Raw genomic sequence first — 18,673 nt, 5'->3', positions numbered from 1 at the left:
AATTTTTCCAATATTATTTAAATTCATTTACTTATATACATAATATTACATTATTACATTTAAGCTTCCGTTATTTAGTTTAACTTAAATCGCAAATATCAATTTTAAGATCCGTTAAAGCTAAAAAAGAATCATTATTATTCTCAACCTGAAAACAAATTCATATCAGGTTAAACATGGCCTTTATCACAACACGTAAAAAAATCGTTTCATCTGCTATAGCAACGTCATTGGCTGTTATTTCAGGTCAAACTTTTGCACAAGAAGATACAGCGCATTTAGAAACAATTAAATCAGAGGCTCAATCAGAGCAGTCATTTAAAGTCGACAAATCCTCAAACGCTAAATACGTTGCTCCCCTACTAGATACTCCCAAATCAATCTCTGTTATTTCTCAAAAACAGATACAAGATACTCAAGTGACTACGCTGTCTGATGCTTTAAGAACTGTTCCAGGAATTACACTTGGTGCGGGCGAAGGTGGCAACCCAAATGGTGACCGTCCATTTATCCGTGGTTATAACTCTGAAAGTTCAATGTACGTTGACGGTGTAAGAAACTCTACTTCTCAAAACCGTGAAATGTTTGCTGTCGAACAGGTTGAAGTCACCAAAGGCTCCGCCTCTACTTTAGGTGGTGGAGGTTCTACGGGTGGTAGTATTAACCTAATTTCCAAATTAGCCAAATCTGGAGATGCTTTCCAAGGCTCTGTTGCTGGCGGTACTGATGCTTATGCACGTATCACATTAGATGCAAATAAAGATTTTGGAAATGGTATTGCGACTCGTGTCGTGGCAATGGGTCACCAGAATGAAAAAGCGGGACAACATAATGGCGCTGAATATGAACGTGCTGGTATTGCACCAAGTATTAGCTTTGGGTTAGACACGCCCACTCGAGCGACACTAGCCTACTACTACCTAAAGTCTGATGATAAGCCAGATTCAGGTATTCCATATAAATACGACACTGACAGAAAAGCGACCGTCGGCTCACCCGTTGATGTTAAACAGGGTACATACTACGGTTGGTTAAATCGTGATTTTCAAAAGCAAGAAAATCAAAGTGGGACCCTTAAGCTAGAGCACGATTTTAGCGAAAATCTAAGCTTGACGAATACTGCTGTCTATAGCAAATCAAAAAATAATTACTTATGGACTCAACCAGATGACAGTCAGGGCAACGTCGCAAATGGAAAAGTTTGGCGTCGTCTAAATACCAACCTAACAAACACTGACAGTTTTACAGATCAACTCGCATTAACAGGTAAATTCCAAACAGGCATCATAAAACATAATTTCAATTTGGGTGCTGAATACAGTAAACAAGATTCTGAACGCGGCACAAACATTGTAACCGACCCTAATACCACGTTAATAGGCGGTAGTGGTGCTAATAATGCATGCTCATTAAATATTTCAAATGGTTGGTGTACTGATCTTTATAACCCCAATTCAAATGATGCTTGGCTAGGTAAAGTTCAAGCGAATCCAAATGTCATGAAGATTAAATCTGAAACACAATCAGTATATGCCCTAAATAATATTGAGCTTAATCCTCAGTGGCTCCTTGACCTTGGTATTCGCTGGGATGAATTCGAAACTGAAATGAAATACAATCAAGATACTGGTTCAGGCACTTCAGCAATTCAAGCAGGAACAAAATATAATTCAAAACACGATTTCTTCAATTATCAAGCTGGATTAACCTTTAAACCAAGAGAAAATGGATCAATTTATGCAAGCTATGCGACTTCAGCTAATCCCGTTGGAATCGATGCTGGTAATGGTTCAGAAGGGTTAAGTGTCCCAGGACGCAATACAACTGATGCACAAGCAAGAGCAATTAACAACCTCAAACCTGAAGAAGTCAAAACCTATGAAATCGGAACCAAATGGGACCTTTTGAATAACAGAATTAATCTTACAGCTGCTATTTTCCGTACAGCAAAAGAAAATACTCGCGCTTTAGATAGTGATGGATTTACAAGAAATATTGGTGAGACACGTGTTGATGGCGTTGAATTAGGCTTAAACGGCAATATCACAAATAAATGGGCTTTATCTGCAGGATACACATATTTAGATAGTGAAATTGTTGATGCAGGTTATGTCAAAAATAGCGATGGAAGTTATTCGGCTAGCCCAACTAATGGTAACCAAGTCCAAAATGTCGCAAAACACTCTGCCACTTTGTGGACAACTTACCAAGTTCTCCCTAAATTACAATTAGGTGCTGGTGTTTTAGCTATGGATCGAGTGTATGGAGATGCTGCAAATACCAAATTTGTACCAGGCTATGTTCGTTATGACGCCATGGCTCGCTATCAAGTAAATTCAGATATTGATCTTCAATTGAACGTCAATAATCTCTCAGATACACGTTATTTCACGAAAGCTTATGCTTCACATTATGCAACTGAAGCTGAAGGTCGAAATGCTGTATTGTCTTTAAATTTCAAGTTTTAATTTCATTTCAGCATAGCTCTATACGAGCTATGCTTTTCATCACCTAAAGCAGTGAGTGATCGTAGTGATTCATCATATTCCAAATATTCTAAGCCCCGAACAAGTTCGATATTTTCGTGAAGAAATGTCTAAAGTAGATTGGGTCAATGGAAAGGTAACAGCTGGAACACTCTCTGCAACAGTGAAACATAATCAGCAACTTTCTAATGATCATCCCCTGACCAAACATCTAGGTGATATTATTTTAGAATCCCTAGGTCAACATCCTTTATTCTTATCAGCAGCAATTCCACTAGATATCATTCCCCCTCTGTTTAATCGCTATGAACAGCATCAATCATTCGGTTTTCATGTCGACAATTCAATTCGCAGAGTTCAAGGCTCACAAGAACGCTTGAGAACAGATTTATCTTGTACCTTATTCTTGAGTGATCCGCACGAATATGACGGCGGTGAATTAGTCATTGAAGATACCTATGGATATCACGAAGTCAAACTCCCTGCAGGAGATTTGATACTTTATCCATCTACTAGCTTACATGAAGTCACTTCTATCCAATCGGGGTGTCGCTTGGCATCATTTTTTTGGATACAAAGTATGATTCGAGATGATTCAAATCGACATATGTTATTTACTTTAGATCAATCTATTCAGCAACTTCGTATGGAATTAGGGGATCAACATGAGCAAGTCATCAAACTCACGAGCCTCTATCACAATTTAATTCGAAAATGGGCAGAACTGTAATTTATTTTTCATCTTAAATTTTTATAATGAAATTAATTATTAAATTATCATTATATTATGAAAAAAAATTTCACATTCATCATACTTTGATCTAAATCAGGGAATAATTCTCTTGAAGATCGCACTATAATAAAAGAAAGAATTTACAAGCACTGTGACGGTATAGCTAAGCTCTATATATTCAAAAGATTTTTAGAGAATTCAGCAAAATGATGCAGTAAGCCACTTGTAAATTGATAGAATAGACACAATCGATATAAATAGCGCAGTGCCTTTACACAAGACCCAAGCATGTTGTGCTATGAAAGGAGTTATCTCATGATGTTGGCTGATCCAAGCAAAAAATACCGTCGCATGTACCAACGTGTAGACTTACCTGACCGTCAATGGCCAAATAACGAAATTAATAAAGCGCCAATTTGGATGAGCACCGACCTTCGTGACGGTAACCAAGCTATTTTCGAACCAATGAACATCGAACAAAAATTCAAGATGTTCCAAATGTTGGTGAAAATTGGTTTCAAACATATCGAAATTGGATTTCCATCTGCCTCACAGATTGATTTTGACTTCACCCGTAAATTAATCGAAGAAAATCATATTCCAGATGATGTCTATATCGAAGTATTAGTTCAAGCTCGTGATCACTTGATTCAACGTACATTTGAATCATTACAAGGTGCAAAACGTGCAATTGTGCATATCTATAATTCAAACTCACCAACATTCCGTCAAAAAGTATTGAATGTTGATGTAGCGGGTGCGAAAGCCTTAGCGGTTAATGCGGCTCAAAAAGTGAAAGAATATGCAGCGCAATATCCTGAAACTGAATGGGTGTTCCAATACTCTCCTGAATGCTTTACCGCGACTGAATTAGAAGTTGCAAAAGATGTCTGTGATGCAGTCACTGAAATTTGGGATGCTCGCCCAGATAATAAAGTTATCTTGAATTTACCCGCGACTGTAGAAGTTTCTGGACCTCATATTTACGCTGACCAAGTTGAATGGATGCATCGCAACTTACAACGCCGCGATGGTGTTATTATTTCTGTACACTGTCACAATGACCGTGGATGCGGTATTGCAGCATCCGAGTTAGCGATCATGGCTGGTGCTGATCGTGTGGAAGGTTGTGTATTTGGTAATGGTGAACGTACAGGTAACGTTGACGTTGCAGCGATTGCATTAAATATGTATACCCAAGGTGTCGCTCCAAATCTAGATTTTTCAAATATTAATGAAATCATTTCTACTATTGAAGAATGTACAGGTATACCCGTTCATCCACGTCATCCATATGCGGGTGATTTAGTATTTACTGCATTTTCTGGCTCACACCAAGATGCGATTAAAAAAGGCTTTGAGTTCCAGAAAAACGAAGAAATTTGGGACATGCCTTACTTACCAATTGATCCTAAAGATTTGGGACGTGATTATGACGCAGTCATTCGTGTCAATTCACAATCAGGTAAAGGTGGTATCGCATACTTGTTAGAGTCGAACTACAACGTCGTATTACCACGTCGCTTACAAATTGAGTTCTCGCAAGTCGTGCAACAGGTAGCTGACGAAGAAGGCGTAGAAGTTTCTGCTGAGCAAATTTGGAGTTTATTCCAAAGTACATATGTAAATCAGAAAGATAAACATTATGTCGCGAAAAACTATCGATTATCTGATGAAAATGGCAATCAAGTCATTGAATTAGATATTGAAGTCGGTGGTCAAGTTCAACATCTACGTGGTGAAGGCAACGGACCAATCTCTGCAATTTTAGATGCTTTACAGTTGCCAATCGATGTTGTGAACTATGAAGAACGTAGCATTGGTTCTGGTGCAAATGCTAAAGCGTTGGCACTAATTGAACTTCAAGTCAAAGGTACAGGTAAATCAGCATTCGGTGCTGGTGTACATGACAACATCGTGACTTCATCTATTGAAGGAATTATTGCATGTACAAATCGTTTAATTGATCAAGGTGTTTTGAGCACAGATCAAGTGATCGCTGCGGCAGTATAAATATTAGCAATAATATTTAGCACGAAAATGACTTTAGAAGGATACCCTCAAGTGGTATCCTTTTATTTATTCATACTTAAGATTTTAGGCGAATTTATCCTGTGTCTTTTCCAGCTGACTCAGTGGGCATTGTTGTTCCACAAAAGTTCCAATTTGAAGAACCACTCGCATTAGAATGTGGCCGCGTTTTACCACGTTTCGAATTGATGGTCGAAACTTATGGCACACTCAATGCAGATAAATCTAATGCAATTTTGATCTGCCATGCGCTTTCTGGTCATCATCATGCTGCTGGTTATCACCATGAAGATGATAAAAAAGCAGGTTGGTGGGATGCTTGTATTGGGCCAGGCAAAGCAATTGATACCAATACATTTTTTGTGGTGGCATTAAACAATATTGGTGGTTGTAACGGATCAACAGGACCAACCTCCCCAAATCCTGAAAATGAAAATCGTCCTTATGGTCCAGATTTTCCATTAGTGACCGTGCGCGATTGGGTTAAAACTCAAGCAATGCTGTCTGATCGTCTTGGTATCACTGTTTGGCACTCGATTATTGGTGGCTCTTTGGGAGGCATGCAGGCACTTCAGTGGTCTGTAGATTATCCTGACCGATTAAATAATTGTGTCATTATTGCCAGTGCACCTAAACTTTCAGCGCAAAATATCGCGTTTAATGAGGTCGCGCGCCAATCCATTTTGTCTGATCCTGATTTTCATCATGGTCGCTATTTAGAAAAAGACAGCTATCCTAAACGTGGCCTTATTCTAGCGCGGATGGTAGGTCACATTACCTACCTTTCTGAAGAAGCCATGAAACAAAAATTTGGTCGTGATTTAAAATCTGGCAAATTCATGTATGGTTTCGATGTTGAATTCCAAGTTGAAAGTTATCTTCGCTATCAAGGTGAACAATTTAGTCGTAACTTTGATGCGAACACCTACTTGATCATGACTAAAGCTTTGGATTACTTCGATCCTTCTCGTGAGTATGAACAATCTTTAGTTAAAGCAATGTCGAATACAAAATGTAAATTCCTTGTGATTTCATTTACTACGGATTGGAGATTCTCTCCTTCCCGATCTGTTGAGATTGTGGATGCATTGATTACCAATCATAAGCCTGTGAGCTATGTTGATATTGATGCAGAACAAGGTCATGACTCGTTCTTGTTCCCTATCCCTTTATATGTCAAAACTTTAAGGGCTTTCTTAGGCGGTGTAGACCATCTTGCTTCAACCCCTAAGGAGACCGTGTAATGCGTATCGATCAGAAGCTTGCAGAAAAATGGATTAAACCTGATTCAAGCATTTTAGATCTTGGTTGTGGCGATGGTGAGTTACTGGCTCATATGAGCAAAAAGCACAACATTCGTGCATACGGATTAGAAATCGATCAAGAAAAGATTGCAATTGCAGTCAGTCGAGGGTTAAATATCATCCAACAAGACTTGAACCTCGGTTTGGGACGCTTTGCAGACCAGTCATTTGACTATGTTGTCATGGCACAAGCTTTGCAAGCTGTAGATGCACCTGATGTGCTTTTGCGCGATATGGTGCGTGTTGGGAAACAAGCAATTATTACTTTTCCTAACTTTGCACACTGGAAAACACGCTCTTTCCTTGCTTTAAAAGGGAAAATGCCTGTTTCGGATGCCTTACCCTATATGTGGTATAACACTCCAAATATCCATCTGTGCACGTTTAAGGATTTCGAAGCACTTTGTGCTGAGAATCAAATTAAAATTATTGACCGTTTAGCCGTGAATGGGAATCAACAAGGGAGTTTGCTCAGCAAGCATATCCCGAACTTGTTTGGCGAGGTCGCGATTTATCGAGTGAGCGCTCTATGAAAAAGTTATTCTTAGGTACTTCATTATTTCTAGGGTTGTTGAGTTTCCAAGTTCATGCAGATTATGTACCTCAACAACCATCAACTTCTGCACTAGCTGCACAGTATTCACGTATGCCTGTATCGGAGCTCCAAAAAGCTGCTCGAGCAGGTCAACCGGCTGCCCAGTTTTATCTGGCAACACATTATCAACATGGTAAAGATGTTGCTAAAGACCTAAAGCAAGCTTTCGTTTGGTATAAGGCAGCAGCCGATCAAGGTATTTCATCTGCTCAGCTGAATGTGGGTCGTATGTATGCTGACGGTATTGGTGTTGCTAAAAATGAAACCTTAGCTCGCCAATACTTCGAAAAAGCAGCAAGTCATGGTGACAATCGTGCAAGCTTCAATTTAGCCGTTATGGAAGAGCAAAAGAAAAACTATATGAGTGCTTACCAATGGTATGAGCTTTCTACACGTGATGGCATGTTAGATAATAAAGTGATCAATATGTCTGAGACAAAAAAGACGGCTTTGGCTGCCAACCTGACACCAGAACAAATTCGTACTGCACGTGATCGTGCTGATCAATGGATTCAAAGCCGTTAGTAACGCTTATAAGTTTGAAGAAAGCACCTATCGGTGCTTTTTTTATTCGATCATCTTCTTCATTCTTATGAATTTCAGATCTTCGAATATGTCCACTTCACTCTGTGAAGTAAAACCTAATTTTTTATAAAAATGAACAGCCCCTATATGCGCATTGACTGTTATCTGCTGGATATCCGTTTGATTTAATTGATCTAACACATAATTAAATAAAAGAGTTCCAACGCCTTGAAATTGCAGATTTGGATGAACAAAAAAATGAAAAATATGAGTGGGTTGTTTGTAAGCAATCATCCCAACAAGCGACTGCTTTAATTCTGCAACAAAGTATTTTATCTCTTGATGATTGATGTGCGATACAAGAGCTTATTTTGAAAATAGGGACTTACTTTTTGGTATTTCATCAAAGTGGTTCAAAGCTAAAGCAATACAGGACGCAATATTTTCAACATCTGCGATCTCTGCTTAACGAATATGAATGCTATTTAAATTTCTCATGTTTAATGATTGGTTATTTTAAAGATGAGTTCATCTGTATCATCGCAAATATCCGTTAGAATAGCTTCAAATTTGAAACAGAAAGTGATTCAACATGGCGTCTAAAGATTGGTTAGATCAAGGTACTTTGGTTTTAGCGAGCAACAATAAAGGGAAAATAGCTGAGTTCGAAAAGTTATTTGAAGAATTAAAACTCCCTGTTAACGTTGTGCCTCAAGGACAACTGAACATTGAGGATGCGGTGGAAGATGGGTTAAGTTTTGTAGAAAATGCCATTATCAAAGCACGACATGCTTCTAAGATTTCGGGTAAACCAGCTATAGCAGATGACTCAGGTATTTGCGTCCCTGCACTTGGTGGTGCTCCTGGTATTTACTCTGCACGTTATGCTGGTGAGCATGGCGATGATGCTGCCAATAATGCTAAATTACTGGCAGATTTAGCACCATTACGTAACAATGGTGACGTGATTGAAGGGATGTTTGTGTGTGTACTCGCCTTAGTTCAACACGCTGAAGATCCTTTACCTCAGATTTTCCAAGGAATCTGGAAAGGTGAAATTTTGGAAGTAGCACGTGGCAAAAATGGTTTTGGCTACGACCCACTGTTTTGGCTACCTGAACTCAATATTAGTAGCGCTGAAATGACCAAAGAAGACAAAAATAAGATCAGTCATCGTGGTCAAGCCATGCAGTTATTCAAAGCAAGCCTCGAAACGAACTAAACGATCAGTCCATGATAAACCATGGCAAATAAACCAATTGTCATGCAACTTACGATGGTACCCGCTGCGATATATTGGGCTGAAACACCTGTTCCTGAATAATGTGTTTCTAAAGCAACAATATTCGCTGCGGGTGGTAATAAAAAAAACATAGACATCAGTGCAATAACAACCAGTTCGTGAGGAATCGGTAGAAGAAAATAGGCTACCGCACAGCACACTAAACCAAATAGAAATTTAATCAAAGCAAGTTTTAAACTTTCAATTAAATCGGACAAGTGAATTTTTACTTGAGATAACCACATCCCAAGGACACACATCCCTGTAAAGGTCATTAACCACTTATCCAATATATACAATGATTGAATCATTGCATTCTGCTGAAAATAACTAACATTCCATAACGAAAGAAAACCAGCAACTAATAAAGCTAAAATCGGTGGAGAGAAAGTCAATTTTCTCAAAATCTCCATCGCAGACTGCTTTTCAGCACTTAATACGGTCACTGCACAAATATTACCAAAAATAGAGCCCCCGACATAAAGTGCAACCATAGGACTAGATGCTTGCGCACCAAAAATAGCGAATGCAAATGGAAAGCCAAGCCAAGCCATGTTCAGGTAACTGGAACATAAGGAGACTAATTTGTCTTTTGTACGGTAATAAACAAATAAATACAGCAAAAATGAAGCGATAAAACTAAATAACATCAACCATATACTGCCCTCTTGGTAAAACACCATATTGTAAATAATGATGAGAGGAATCAGCACTTTCGCCAACAACATCGCCATAAAGGGACGAATTTTTTGTAAATATTCTACGCCAAAATAGCCGATGAGAAAGGAGACTAGTGGGAGTAGAAGAACCATATTAAATATGAAATAGATTTTTTCTCATCTTAGCACAACATCTATTTCACTTCAGAATAAGTCTCTTGCACACATAAAAAATCCATGACTTCAAACTGAAATAATTCCGTCAACTTGCTGTCATAAAGAACTGTTGAAATCATTCAAGATCATTTTCAATAAGGAATATATCATGGCTGGATTATCAATTTGGCACGTACTTATTTTCGCAATTGTCGTTTTACTTTTGTTCGGTACGTCTAAGCTAAAAAATTTGGGTAAAGATGTTGGTGGTGCGGTTAAAGATTTTAAAAAATCAATTAAGGATGACGAAGACCAGAGCACATCTGCTCAATTAAAAGAACCACGCACGATTGAACATCAAACATCTCATGATTTGAACTCAACAGCGAAACATTAAAGGTAGGTAACAGTAATGCTGAATATTGGTATGGCTGAACTATTAATGTTTGGCATCATTGCATTGCTTGTTCTTGGACCTGAAAAGCTTCCTGAGGGTGCGCGATTTGCTGGTAAATGGTATGGCAAAATTAAGCGTATGGTCAGCAATGTACAAAATGATATTGATCGTGAACTAAGAATGTCTGAACTTAAAGAACAAATGCAGACTGAAATGAAGCGCATTCAAGAATTAGAAGAAAAAATGAAAGCGCAAATGCAGGAAATTGAAAAACACACAGTATTAAGCGATGAATATTTAAATCCACCTATCGATCAACAGGTTCTCTCTGAAACAAGATCTATTTATGTGTATTTAAGCGTTCAGCAAAGTACAGCAGTTCCTTTTAGAGGACATGCTACACCTAAGCAAAGTTTTATTCATATTCAAAATTCGGCGCAACACAATAAACCGTATGTAGTCTTAGCGGAGGCAGTATGAGTCACAATACTCTCCCAAATATCATCTCTTCAAATGAAGATAATCCTCAGCTTGAAGAAATGCCAATAACCAAGCATCTTATTATTTTAAGAAAATATTTATTTAGAATAGTTGGGGTCATTCTCGTTTTATTCTTTTGTTTATTACCATTTGCAAATCAAAGCTATCAAATGATGTCTGAGCCTCTTAGAGCTCAACTCCCAATAAATTCATCAATGATTGCAACTGATGTCACCGCGACATTTATGGCACCATTTAAGTTAAACTTCTTCGTTGCTCTAATGATCGCCATGCCATTTATCATTTATCAAATATGGGCTTTTGTCAGACCGGCGCTATATAAAAATGAGAAAGCTTTAGCTCTACCATTACTCATCGGAAGTATTACATTATTTTATGCGGGTGTTGCTTTTGCTTACTTTGTAGCCCTCCCTTCGATTTTACATTTTTTCATTAGCGTTGCACCTGAAACGGTAGCACCCATGACTGACATTAATAGCTATCTGAGTTTCTGTTTAAAGTTATTCTTGGTTTTTGGTTTAACTTTTGAAATTCCAATTGTGACTTTATTACTCATTATGATTGGGGTAGTTACCACAGAACAATTGGTTGAAAAAAGACGTTTTATTATTGTAGGTTGTTTCTTCGTTTCTATGTTTGTGACGCCACCTGATGCACTCTCGATGATTATGTTAGCGATACCAATGTGGATGTTATTTGAATTGGGACTTTTGTTTGGAAAATTACTCGAAAACAGAAGAGCAAAGTCAGTACTTTGATATCTTGACCCTTTTACACATAGGCGAGTCTAAAGACTCGCCTTTTTCATACTCTTTAAATAAAAGCTTAATTCAACTGACATAAATCTATCATGTGATTGTCATGATTCCGCATTAAGTTGTTTGTGACGCTAAAAACTACCAAGCAAGATGCTAGGAACGAACATGACTGATTTAACACCTTTTAACGATGATTACGATAGCAATGATTCGGGGAATCCAGAATTTCACCATTTACTTGAAAAGCAAATTACGCGTAGAGATCTCATTAAGAAGACTGCTGGTGGTGCAGTAGCATTGACAGTAGCGGCTTCAGTAGCAGGCTGTAACAGTGACGACAATGACAATAACAACTCAAATCCTTCTCTACCTGAATTCGACAAATCAAAAACGCCAACTGAACTAACATTTAAAGCGGTTGATAAAAATATTAAAAATGAATTCACAGTGCCTGAAGGATATGAAGCACGTGTTATTTATGCACTAGGAGACCCGCTTTTTGAAGGTATGCCTGAATGGGATGCAGATAATATTCCGAGTGGTGCTTCATTTACCATGCGCTCAGGCGAATGTCATGACGGTATGACATATTTCGGCATGAAAAATAGTCGTTATGATCAAAATGAGTCAAATGTAGGTTTACTGGTACTCAACCACGAATATGTAGATAACAAAGCGATTTTGCATCCAGCGAATAATACCATTTCAGCGGATATTCGTTCTGAAGATGAAGCATTACGTGAAATCAACTGTCACGGCGTTTCAGTGATTGAAGTACAAAAAAATCCTACAACTCAACAAGTCACTCTAAACAAACGCTCTGTATTCAACCGTCGAATTACAGCTGCAACACCGATCGATTTCGCTGGTCCTGTAAAAGGGCATGAATTGGTACAAACCAAGATCAGTCCAGAAGGCACATTTACATTAGGTACGATCAATAACTGTGGTAACGGTTATACGCCTTGGGGCACATACTTAACCACTGAAGAAAACTTTAACCAATACTTTACTCGCGATGATAAAGATCGTTCTGAAAAGGATTTGGAGTCGTTAAAACGCTATAAAATTGCTTCAAATAGTTCTTATAAGTGGCACACAGTTCAAGCACAACTGTTCCCTCAAGATGTCTATGAGCGCTGGTTAACTAAAGTCTCTGCATCTTCTGCAACTCAAGATTTTAGAAACTCACCAAATACATTTGGTTGGATTGTTGAAATTGACCCGTTTGATGGTCGTCAACGCCCAGTAAAACGTACAGCTCTTGGACGTTTTGCACATGAAGATTGTCGTGTCAGTCGTGCCATTCCTGGGCAACCACTAGCCTTCTATATGGGGGATGACTCTCAAGGCGAATATATCTATAAATTTGTTTCAGATGCGGTTTGGGACCCTAAAGATATCAACGGCGGTTATGCTGCTGGTGATAAATATATGAATAACGGTAAATTCTATGTTGCTAAATTTAACTTTAATGAAGCAACTCAAAAGACGTCTGGTGAGTGGATTGAACTCAATATCTCCAATCCATTAATTGCTAGTTATTCAAAATACAAATTTACAGATCAAGCTGATGTATTGGTAAATGCCCGTTTAGCAGGTGATGCAGTTGGTGCAACCAAAATGGATCGTCCAGAATGGGTTGCAGTAAACCCAGAGAATGGTGAGGTTTATGTCACCTTAACCAATAACTCATTACGTGGAAGTGAGCATACAATTGATGCTGCTAACCCTCGTAACTATGCTGATAATGATAAAGGTGGTACTCCTCGCGGGAATATCAACGGACATATTATTCGTTTCCGTGAAACTGGTGATACTGTTACAGCAAAAACATTTGTATGGGATATCTTCTTATTTGGCGCAGAAGAAGATTCACTTCCAGGTGTAAACCTATCTGGACTCACATCAGCAAATGATTTCTCAAGTCCAGATGGCCTATGGTTTGATCCACGTGGTGTCTTGTGGATACAAACTGATGATGGCGCTTATACAGATGAAACGAATTGCATGATGCTCGCTGCACTTCCAGGTCAAGTAAGTGATGGTAAAGTGACTTCTGCAAATGCTGGTTCAAATAATGCCACTCAACTTACTCCTGCTGGCGCACAGCTTGATGATTCAAAGTTACGTCGTTTTTTAACAGGCCCTTCAGGCTGTGAAATTACAGGTGTAACGATGACACCAGACTATAAAGCTATTTTTGTGAATGTTCAGCATCCAGGTGGTACTTGGCCTGCAAATCACAGCAACACTATCAGCGGTGGTAAAGGTACACGTCCTCGCTCTGCGACGGTCGTGATTACACGTAAAGATGGTGGCGAGATTGTTGGGGAAAGTCTAGAAAAGAAAGAAAACACTCCTGCTGCTTAATTCAAACATTGAAATAGAAAATGCCGACTACGATGTCGGCATTTTTTTTGAAAGATGCAGATCAAGTTTGACTATTTGATTCTGATGCTTACCTTGCTGTGTTTTTTCAAACCAAGTCCATTGATTTCTTTTCATCAATAAATAGTTTGAACATCGTGTTCCATATATTGGGCTTTGTATAAAAGTAGAAGATAACAGCTGCTCCATTTCCACTGATATGCCCGTTTGAGGTAATAAGTCTAAATCAATTTTTCTTTCATCTTGTAAGATATCCCAAACGGCGTACTCTAAATCATACGCTTTTTGAGCATTGGGATTTAATTGCAATAATGGTAAGAACTCTTGTGTAAAGCGTTTACGCAAATGTTTGGTTTTTTCCCATGGATCACTTAATACACCATTGGAAACCACATATACACCTTTGGCAAGAACTTGTGGAGATTCACCACGATTACTCATATAAACCGCTTGATCAGAGGTTCCGATAAAAAGGTTAAATCCAGCGTAATCACATTGCTTTTTTTCTAATTCTTGGGCAAATCGGATCGGTGCTAATTCAGACTCCAGATATTGCTGAATGATATGTCCTCTTGAAGTTGGATATTCCTTCTTATCATTTGCATCACGGTAATTTGTCACAAGTGCCCAACGCCCTGCAGCAGTAATCCCCATCCATGTCCCACCAGATTGTAAATCTTGACCTGCAATAATTGGGCTATTTTCCCACTTATGAATTTGTGAAGCAGGTCGGTGATAAAACTCATCCCGATTTGAAATTAAGCATAATGGTGTTTCATCCAACACTTGCCATGCGATTGCTACAATACACATCGTTGCATCCTTAGAACTTTACACATTGAATGTACAACATTTTTTCAGTCTTTCCGTTAGAATCGACACAAAACATAATATAAAGGAAAAGCAATGCTGACCTATCCTTCTATTGACCCAGTGGCAATATCTGTGGGTCCATTACAAGTTCACTGGTATGGACTCATGTATCTACTCGCATTTTTATTTGCGTGGGGCTTGGCAACATTCCGTGCTAAGCAACGAGGATGGACACCAGACATGGTCTCTGATCTCATCTTTTACGGTGCATTAGGTGTCGTGATTGGTGGTCGAGTAGGCTATGTGTTCTTTTATGGTTTTGATCAATTCCTTGCAAATCCGATATGGTTATTCCAAGTTTGGACAGGTGGCATGAGCTTCCATGGCGGCTTCTTAGGTGTCATGTTTGCCATGTTATTGTGGTGTAAAAAATACAAAATGACTTGGTTCCAAACACTGGATTTTATTGCCCCATGTGTTCCAACAGGTCTGATGTTTGGTCGTATTGGCAACTTTATTGGCGGCGAACTTTATGGCCGACAAGTCACAGATCCAAATTTCGCATTGGGTATGGTTTTCCCTACAGATCCTTTACAACTCGTACGACATCCATCCCAACTTTACCAAGCACTCTGTGAGGGTTTGATTCTTTTTATTGTTCTGTGGTGGTTTAGTTCTAAACCTCGTCCACGCATGGCTGTTTCTGCTCTATTCTTAATTGGATATGGTATCGCTCGCTTCACAGTTGAATTCTTCCGTGAGCCAGATAATGGTCAATTATTTATCGGATGGATGAGCAAAGGACAATTCCTTACAGTTCCAATGATTCTCATCGGCCTATGGATGCTTTGGTATGCCTATCAAAAGAAAGTATATGACTGGGGTCCTCTACAAAATAATGGCAAATAAGTAAATCATGCCCTCAAAGGTGAACATCTTGTTCACCTTTTTTTGTGCTAGAGTTTTGACTTATTTACTTTGATTCAGATTACTATGCTCGAGTTTTGGTTTGATCCTAAAGTTTCAATACAGCACAAAGCTTTATTTTTTATTTTGATCGCGAGTGCTACCGCTACGTTATATTGGATGCAACCACTTAACTTTGATGCCATCTTAATGTTTGTGGGCACAGGTATCGTTTTTCTTATTTGCCGTTACTGTAAAATTCATTTCGCTTCACACCATCCAACAGGGTTGATGTACCGATTATTTACTTGGATTCCTATCGCTCTGCTACTTGCCTTGATTTTCATGCATGCAAAAGATGGAGAAATTCTTTTACCTGGCGCTCAAGGATTAGGATTTATGGCTTTATCTATTTGCTTATTTTCCCCACTGTCTCTACTTCATCAACATCAGCATTAAGACTTCATTATGTTAAATTTCTGGTATTCGGAACGATGCACACGCAGGCTTAAATTGATCATTTGTATATCAACGTGTGTAGTGATTCTGTTGACAGCTGAAATTAAAAAACTTGATTTTCTATCGACACTAATGAGCTTATGTTTAGGCTTAAGTCTACACATTATTCATCATGTTTTGATCCAATCTAAGCGTCTAAAGCATCAGCTGAAAGCATATTATGCTTTTAGTCCTTTCATCTTGATTGTATTTTTTATCTTCATGCTTTCAGCGCTGAACTTTCAAAATAGCAGAGAGTTTTTTGCACTTTTTGTACAACTCATGGGTTATAGCGCAGTGGGATTATTCGTAGTGAGTTTATATGCATCTCGTACACCCCGCTGAATTTCAAAACTACTAAGCAAATGAAAATAAATATAAATTAATCGCACTCACTTAACGCTTTGCTACAGAACAGTATTATTTCTACTCCAAAACTGTGCCTATACTCAAAGGATGTATCTAATTTAGATTAAATGGAGTACATCATAATGAGTCAAAATTTAACGACCGTATCTAACTTCCAACTTGAACGCTATTTAGGTACTTGGTATGAGATTGCACGCTTACCAATGAAGCATCAACCTGAAGACAGTACGGATATTTCGGCAGTCTATACCTTAAACAGCGATGGAACTGTACGTGTTCAAAATCGTTGTCTTGATGGCAACAAAGAGCTGGATGAGTCTATTGGCGAAGCCACAGTCGTAGATGCTGCACATGGCAAATTAGAAGTCAGCTTTTTGCCTGAAGGATTTCGTTGGATTCCATTCACTAAAGGTGACTATTGGGTACTTAAGATCGATGAAAATTATCAAACTGCTTTAGTCGGTGAACCTAATCAAAAATATCTTTGGATTCTGCACCGTGAACCTGTGTTAAATGAATCTATCAAACAAGCGTATCTTGCATATGCTCAATCCATTGGTTATGACCTAAGCGATTTAATTCATACTGTACATACAGGACACAAAACTACTTAAGCCCTAAAATTTTGAGTTAAATGAGAGCACCCTAAAGGGTGCTTTCTTATTTCTTTAATTACTCGCTTTCAAAGATTCTATTCCGTAAGGAAGATATTAAAAAGCATGCTGCTTTAGTATAAACTGATGCCAATGAAATTTTTGGCATTGGTTTATTCTTCAAATGCCACATTCAAATCGATCAGGAAATTTATGAAAGCGTATTTAGACCTACTACAACATATCCTCGACAATGGCGGTGATAAAGGTGACCGTACTGGTACAGGTACTCGTTCTGTATTTGGTCATCAAATGCGCTTTGATCTTTCTAAAGGTTTTCCTCTACTGACCACAAAGAAAGTTCACTTCCGTTCAATCGTGGTTGAATTACTTTGGTTCCTTAAAGGTGATACCAATGTTAAATATCTCCAAGATCATAAAGTTACAATTTGGGATGAATGGTCGACAGCTGAGCAGACTGCTCGTTTTGGACGTCCTGAAGGAGAGCTAGGTCCAGTATATGGACACCAATGGCGTAACTTTGGTGCAACTAAAAAAGACGATGGTTTATACGAGCAAGATGGTTTCGATCAAATCAAATGGTTAATTAATGAAATTAAAACCAATCCAAACTCCCGTCGTTTAATCGTATCAGGTTGGAACCCAAAAGAAGCTGGACAAGTGGCACTCCCTCCTTGTCACACGCTTTTCCAGTTTTTTGTTCAGGATGGAAAATTATCATGTCAGCTTTATCAACGTAGTGCTGATGTTTTTCTTGGCGTTCCATTTAATATTGCAAGTTATGCACTTCTCACCCATATGATTGCGCAAGTCTGTGATCTAGAAGTCGGTGATTTTGTTTGGACAGGTGGTGATACTCATCTTTACGCCAATCATTTCGAGCAAGCACAACTTCAATTAACACGTGAACCACTTCCATTGTGCCAACTCAAACTGAATCCCGAAATTAAAGATATTTTTGATTTCAAATTTGAAGATATTGAAATCGTAAATTACGAATCGCATCCTGCAATTAAAGCACCTGTTGCGGTTTGATTTTAACTAATGTCTTTTGGGATCACAGTTGATACTAATCGTGATCCAACTTTACATTTCCCTCTTTAACTCATATTCGCTGGAAGAATAATCATGGCATTTCAAGGTTTAGAAGTCGTACACGTCGTTGCAATGGATCAGCAACGTTGTATTGGCAAAGGAAATGATTTGCCATGGCATATTTCAGCTGATCTCAAACATTTTAAAGAAATTACCCAAGGTGGTGTTGTGGTGATGGGACGTAAAACACTTGAGTCTATGGGTAGAACGCTTCCTAAACGTGTAAATTGGGTCATTACACGAGATACGTCATGGCAATTTGAAGGAACAAAAATCGCGCATACAATCGAGAGTGCACTTGAGCAGGCAGTCCATGATGTAAAAGCTTCAGAAAAGCCTGGATCTATTTTTATCATAGGTGGTGGAGAAATTTTTAGCCAAACGATCTCTATTGCGGATCGCTTAGAACTCACGCATGTTGAATTAGACGTTCAAGGTGATGCTCATTATCCCGAGATTCCACCTGAATTTAAAAAAGTGGCATCAGAGCAACATATTGATGACAAAACAAATATTGCATTTGAGTTCGCAACCTACCAAAAATAAAGCTTTCTAACATA

The 18,673-nt window shown here is 38.5% G+C and carries 20 protein-coding genes; 17 read left to right on the top strand and 3 right to left on the bottom strand.

Annotation, left to right across the window (positions count from 1 at the left end):
* Nucleotides 1-176: 176 nt before the first annotated feature.
* The 6 genes from AC1M9D_RS01175 to AC1M9D_RS01150 all read left to right on the top strand — a co-directional run bounded on the left by AC1M9D_RS01175 (nt 177) and on the right by AC1M9D_RS01150 (nt 7,674).
* Nucleotides 177-2,468, top strand: coding sequence for a TonB-dependent receptor (locus tag AC1M9D_RS01175; RefSeq protein ID WP_481611321.1), 2,292 nt, complete (start codon nt 177-179; stop codon nt 2,466-2,468).
* 64 nt (nt 2,469-2,532) lie between these two features.
* Nucleotides 2,533-3,216 (top strand): Fe2+-dependent dioxygenase, encoded by a 684-nt coding sequence (locus AC1M9D_RS01170; protein WP_179998714.1) that lies wholly within the window; start codon nt 2,533-2,535, stop codon nt 3,214-3,216.
* Between the two features lie 318 nt (nt 3,217-3,534).
* A complete protein-coding gene (leuA, locus tag AC1M9D_RS01165; RefSeq protein WP_481594948.1) occupies nt 3,535-5,232 on the top strand; it encodes a 2-isopropylmalate synthase in 1,698 nt (565 codons plus the stop codon).
* 101 nt (nt 5,233-5,333) lie between these two features.
* Nucleotides 5,334-6,494 (top strand): homoserine O-succinyltransferase MetX, encoded by a 1,161-nt coding sequence (gene metX, locus AC1M9D_RS01160; RefSeq protein ID WP_035265259.1) that lies wholly within the window; start codon nt 5,334-5,336, stop codon nt 6,492-6,494.
* The gene (gene metW / locus AC1M9D_RS01155; protein ID WP_092766759.1) at nt 6,494-7,087 is read left to right on the top strand and encodes a methionine biosynthesis protein MetW; all 594 of its coding nucleotides are present in this window, start codon (nt 6,494-6,496) and stop codon (nt 7,085-7,087) included. Before metX ends, metW begins: the two co-directional genes overlap by 1 nt.
* Nucleotides 7,084-7,674 (top strand): tetratricopeptide repeat protein, encoded by a 591-nt coding sequence (locus tag AC1M9D_RS01150; protein WP_180028340.1) that lies wholly within the window; start codon nt 7,084-7,086, stop codon nt 7,672-7,674. The genes metW and AC1M9D_RS01150 overlap by 4 nt, the downstream gene beginning before the upstream one ends.
* A 42-nt stretch (nt 7,675-7,716) precedes the next feature.
* Here AC1M9D_RS01150 and AC1M9D_RS01145 read toward each other — a convergent pair whose 3' ends face one another.
* Nucleotides 7,717-8,025: a GNAT family N-acetyltransferase gene (locus AC1M9D_RS01145; protein ID WP_180028369.1), complete on the bottom strand. Its 309-nt coding sequence runs from the start codon at nt 8,023-8,025 to the stop codon at nt 7,717-7,719.
* A gap of 241 nt (nt 8,026-8,266) precedes the next feature.
* Here AC1M9D_RS01145 and rdgB point away from each other — a divergent pair, with 241 nt between their 5' ends.
* Nucleotides 8,267-8,896, top strand: coding sequence for an RdgB/HAM1 family non-canonical purine NTP pyrophosphatase (gene rdgB / locus AC1M9D_RS01140; RefSeq protein WP_092766756.1), 630 nt, complete (start codon nt 8,267-8,269; stop codon nt 8,894-8,896).
* On the opposite strand, the gene AC1M9D_RS01135 is transcribed toward rdgB, so the two are convergent.
* Nucleotides 8,893-9,768 (bottom strand): AEC family transporter, encoded by an 876-nt coding sequence (locus AC1M9D_RS01135; RefSeq protein WP_481611320.1) that lies wholly within the window; start codon nt 9,766-9,768, stop codon nt 8,893-8,895. The genes rdgB and AC1M9D_RS01135 overlap by 4 nt on opposite strands.
* Nucleotides 9,769-9,940: 172 nt before the next feature.
* Between AC1M9D_RS01135 and tatA the strand changes: the two genes are divergently transcribed.
* The 4 genes from tatA (at nt 9,941) to AC1M9D_RS01115 (ending at nt 13,800) form a co-directional block, all read left to right on the top strand.
* The gene (gene tatA / locus AC1M9D_RS01130; RefSeq protein ID WP_035266725.1) at nt 9,941-10,168 is read left to right on the top strand and encodes a Sec-independent protein translocase subunit TatA; all 228 of its coding nucleotides are present in this window, start codon (nt 9,941-9,943) and stop codon (nt 10,166-10,168) included.
* A 15-nt stretch (nt 10,169-10,183) separates the two neighbouring features.
* On the top strand, nt 10,184-10,648 hold the full coding sequence (gene tatB, locus AC1M9D_RS01125; protein WP_051586559.1) for a Sec-independent protein translocase protein TatB: 465 nt from the start codon (nt 10,184-10,186) through the stop codon (nt 10,646-10,648).
* A complete protein-coding gene (gene tatC / locus AC1M9D_RS01120) occupies nt 10,645-11,427 on the top strand; it encodes a twin-arginine translocase subunit TatC (protein WP_481611319.1) in 783 nt (260 codons plus the stop codon). The genes tatB and tatC overlap by 4 nt, the downstream gene beginning before the upstream one ends.
* A gap of 165 nt (nt 11,428-11,592) precedes the next feature.
* Nucleotides 11,593-13,800, top strand: coding sequence for a PhoX family protein (locus AC1M9D_RS01115; protein ID WP_481611318.1), 2,208 nt, complete (start codon nt 11,593-11,595; stop codon nt 13,798-13,800).
* Nucleotides 13,801-13,827: 27 nt separating this feature from the next.
* On the opposite strand, the gene AC1M9D_RS01110 is transcribed toward AC1M9D_RS01115, so the two are convergent.
* Nucleotides 13,828-14,631 (bottom strand): NRDE family protein, encoded by an 804-nt coding sequence (locus AC1M9D_RS01110; RefSeq protein WP_481611317.1) that lies wholly within the window; start codon nt 14,629-14,631, stop codon nt 13,828-13,830.
* A 93-nt stretch (nt 14,632-14,724) separates the two neighbouring features.
* Here AC1M9D_RS01110 and lgt point away from each other — a divergent pair, with 93 nt between their 5' ends.
* The 6 genes from lgt to AC1M9D_RS01080 all read left to right on the top strand — a co-directional run bounded on the left by lgt (nt 14,725) and on the right by AC1M9D_RS01080 (nt 18,659).
* Nucleotides 14,725-15,540: a prolipoprotein diacylglyceryl transferase gene (gene lgt, locus AC1M9D_RS01105; RefSeq protein ID WP_481593299.1), complete on the top strand. Its 816-nt coding sequence runs from the start codon at nt 14,725-14,727 to the stop codon at nt 15,538-15,540.
* Between the two features lie 84 nt (nt 15,541-15,624).
* Nucleotides 15,625-15,996 (top strand): hypothetical protein, encoded by a 372-nt coding sequence (locus AC1M9D_RS01100; protein ID WP_179998670.1) that lies wholly within the window; start codon nt 15,625-15,627, stop codon nt 15,994-15,996.
* An 81-nt stretch (nt 15,997-16,077) separates the two neighbouring features.
* Nucleotides 16,078-16,380, top strand: a complete 303-nt coding sequence (locus AC1M9D_RS01095) for a hypothetical protein (protein ID WP_180028343.1) — start codon at nt 16,078-16,080, stop codon at nt 16,378-16,380.
* A 146-nt stretch (nt 16,381-16,526) separates the two neighbouring features.
* The gene (locus tag AC1M9D_RS01090; RefSeq protein ID WP_481588674.1) at nt 16,527-17,018 is read left to right on the top strand and encodes a lipocalin family protein; all 492 of its coding nucleotides are present in this window, start codon (nt 16,527-16,529) and stop codon (nt 17,016-17,018) included.
* A 192-nt stretch (nt 17,019-17,210) separates the two neighbouring features.
* Nucleotides 17,211-18,053, top strand: coding sequence for a thymidylate synthase (gene thyA / locus AC1M9D_RS01085; protein WP_481588673.1), 843 nt, complete (start codon nt 17,211-17,213; stop codon nt 18,051-18,053).
* 93 nt (nt 18,054-18,146) lie between these two features.
* Nucleotides 18,147-18,659 carry a dihydrofolate reductase gene (locus AC1M9D_RS01080; RefSeq protein WP_035266739.1) on the top strand — a complete coding sequence of 171 codons (513 nt, stop codon included), beginning with the start codon at nt 18,147-18,149 and terminating at the stop codon, nt 18,657-18,659.
* Nucleotides 18,660-18,673: the final 14 nt, after the last annotated feature.

The organism is Acinetobacter sp. ANC_7682 (genome assembly GCF_056779795.1).
The sequence above is the reverse complement of the archived record's forward strand: the minus strand, read 5'-3'. Positions and strand labels throughout refer to the sequence as shown.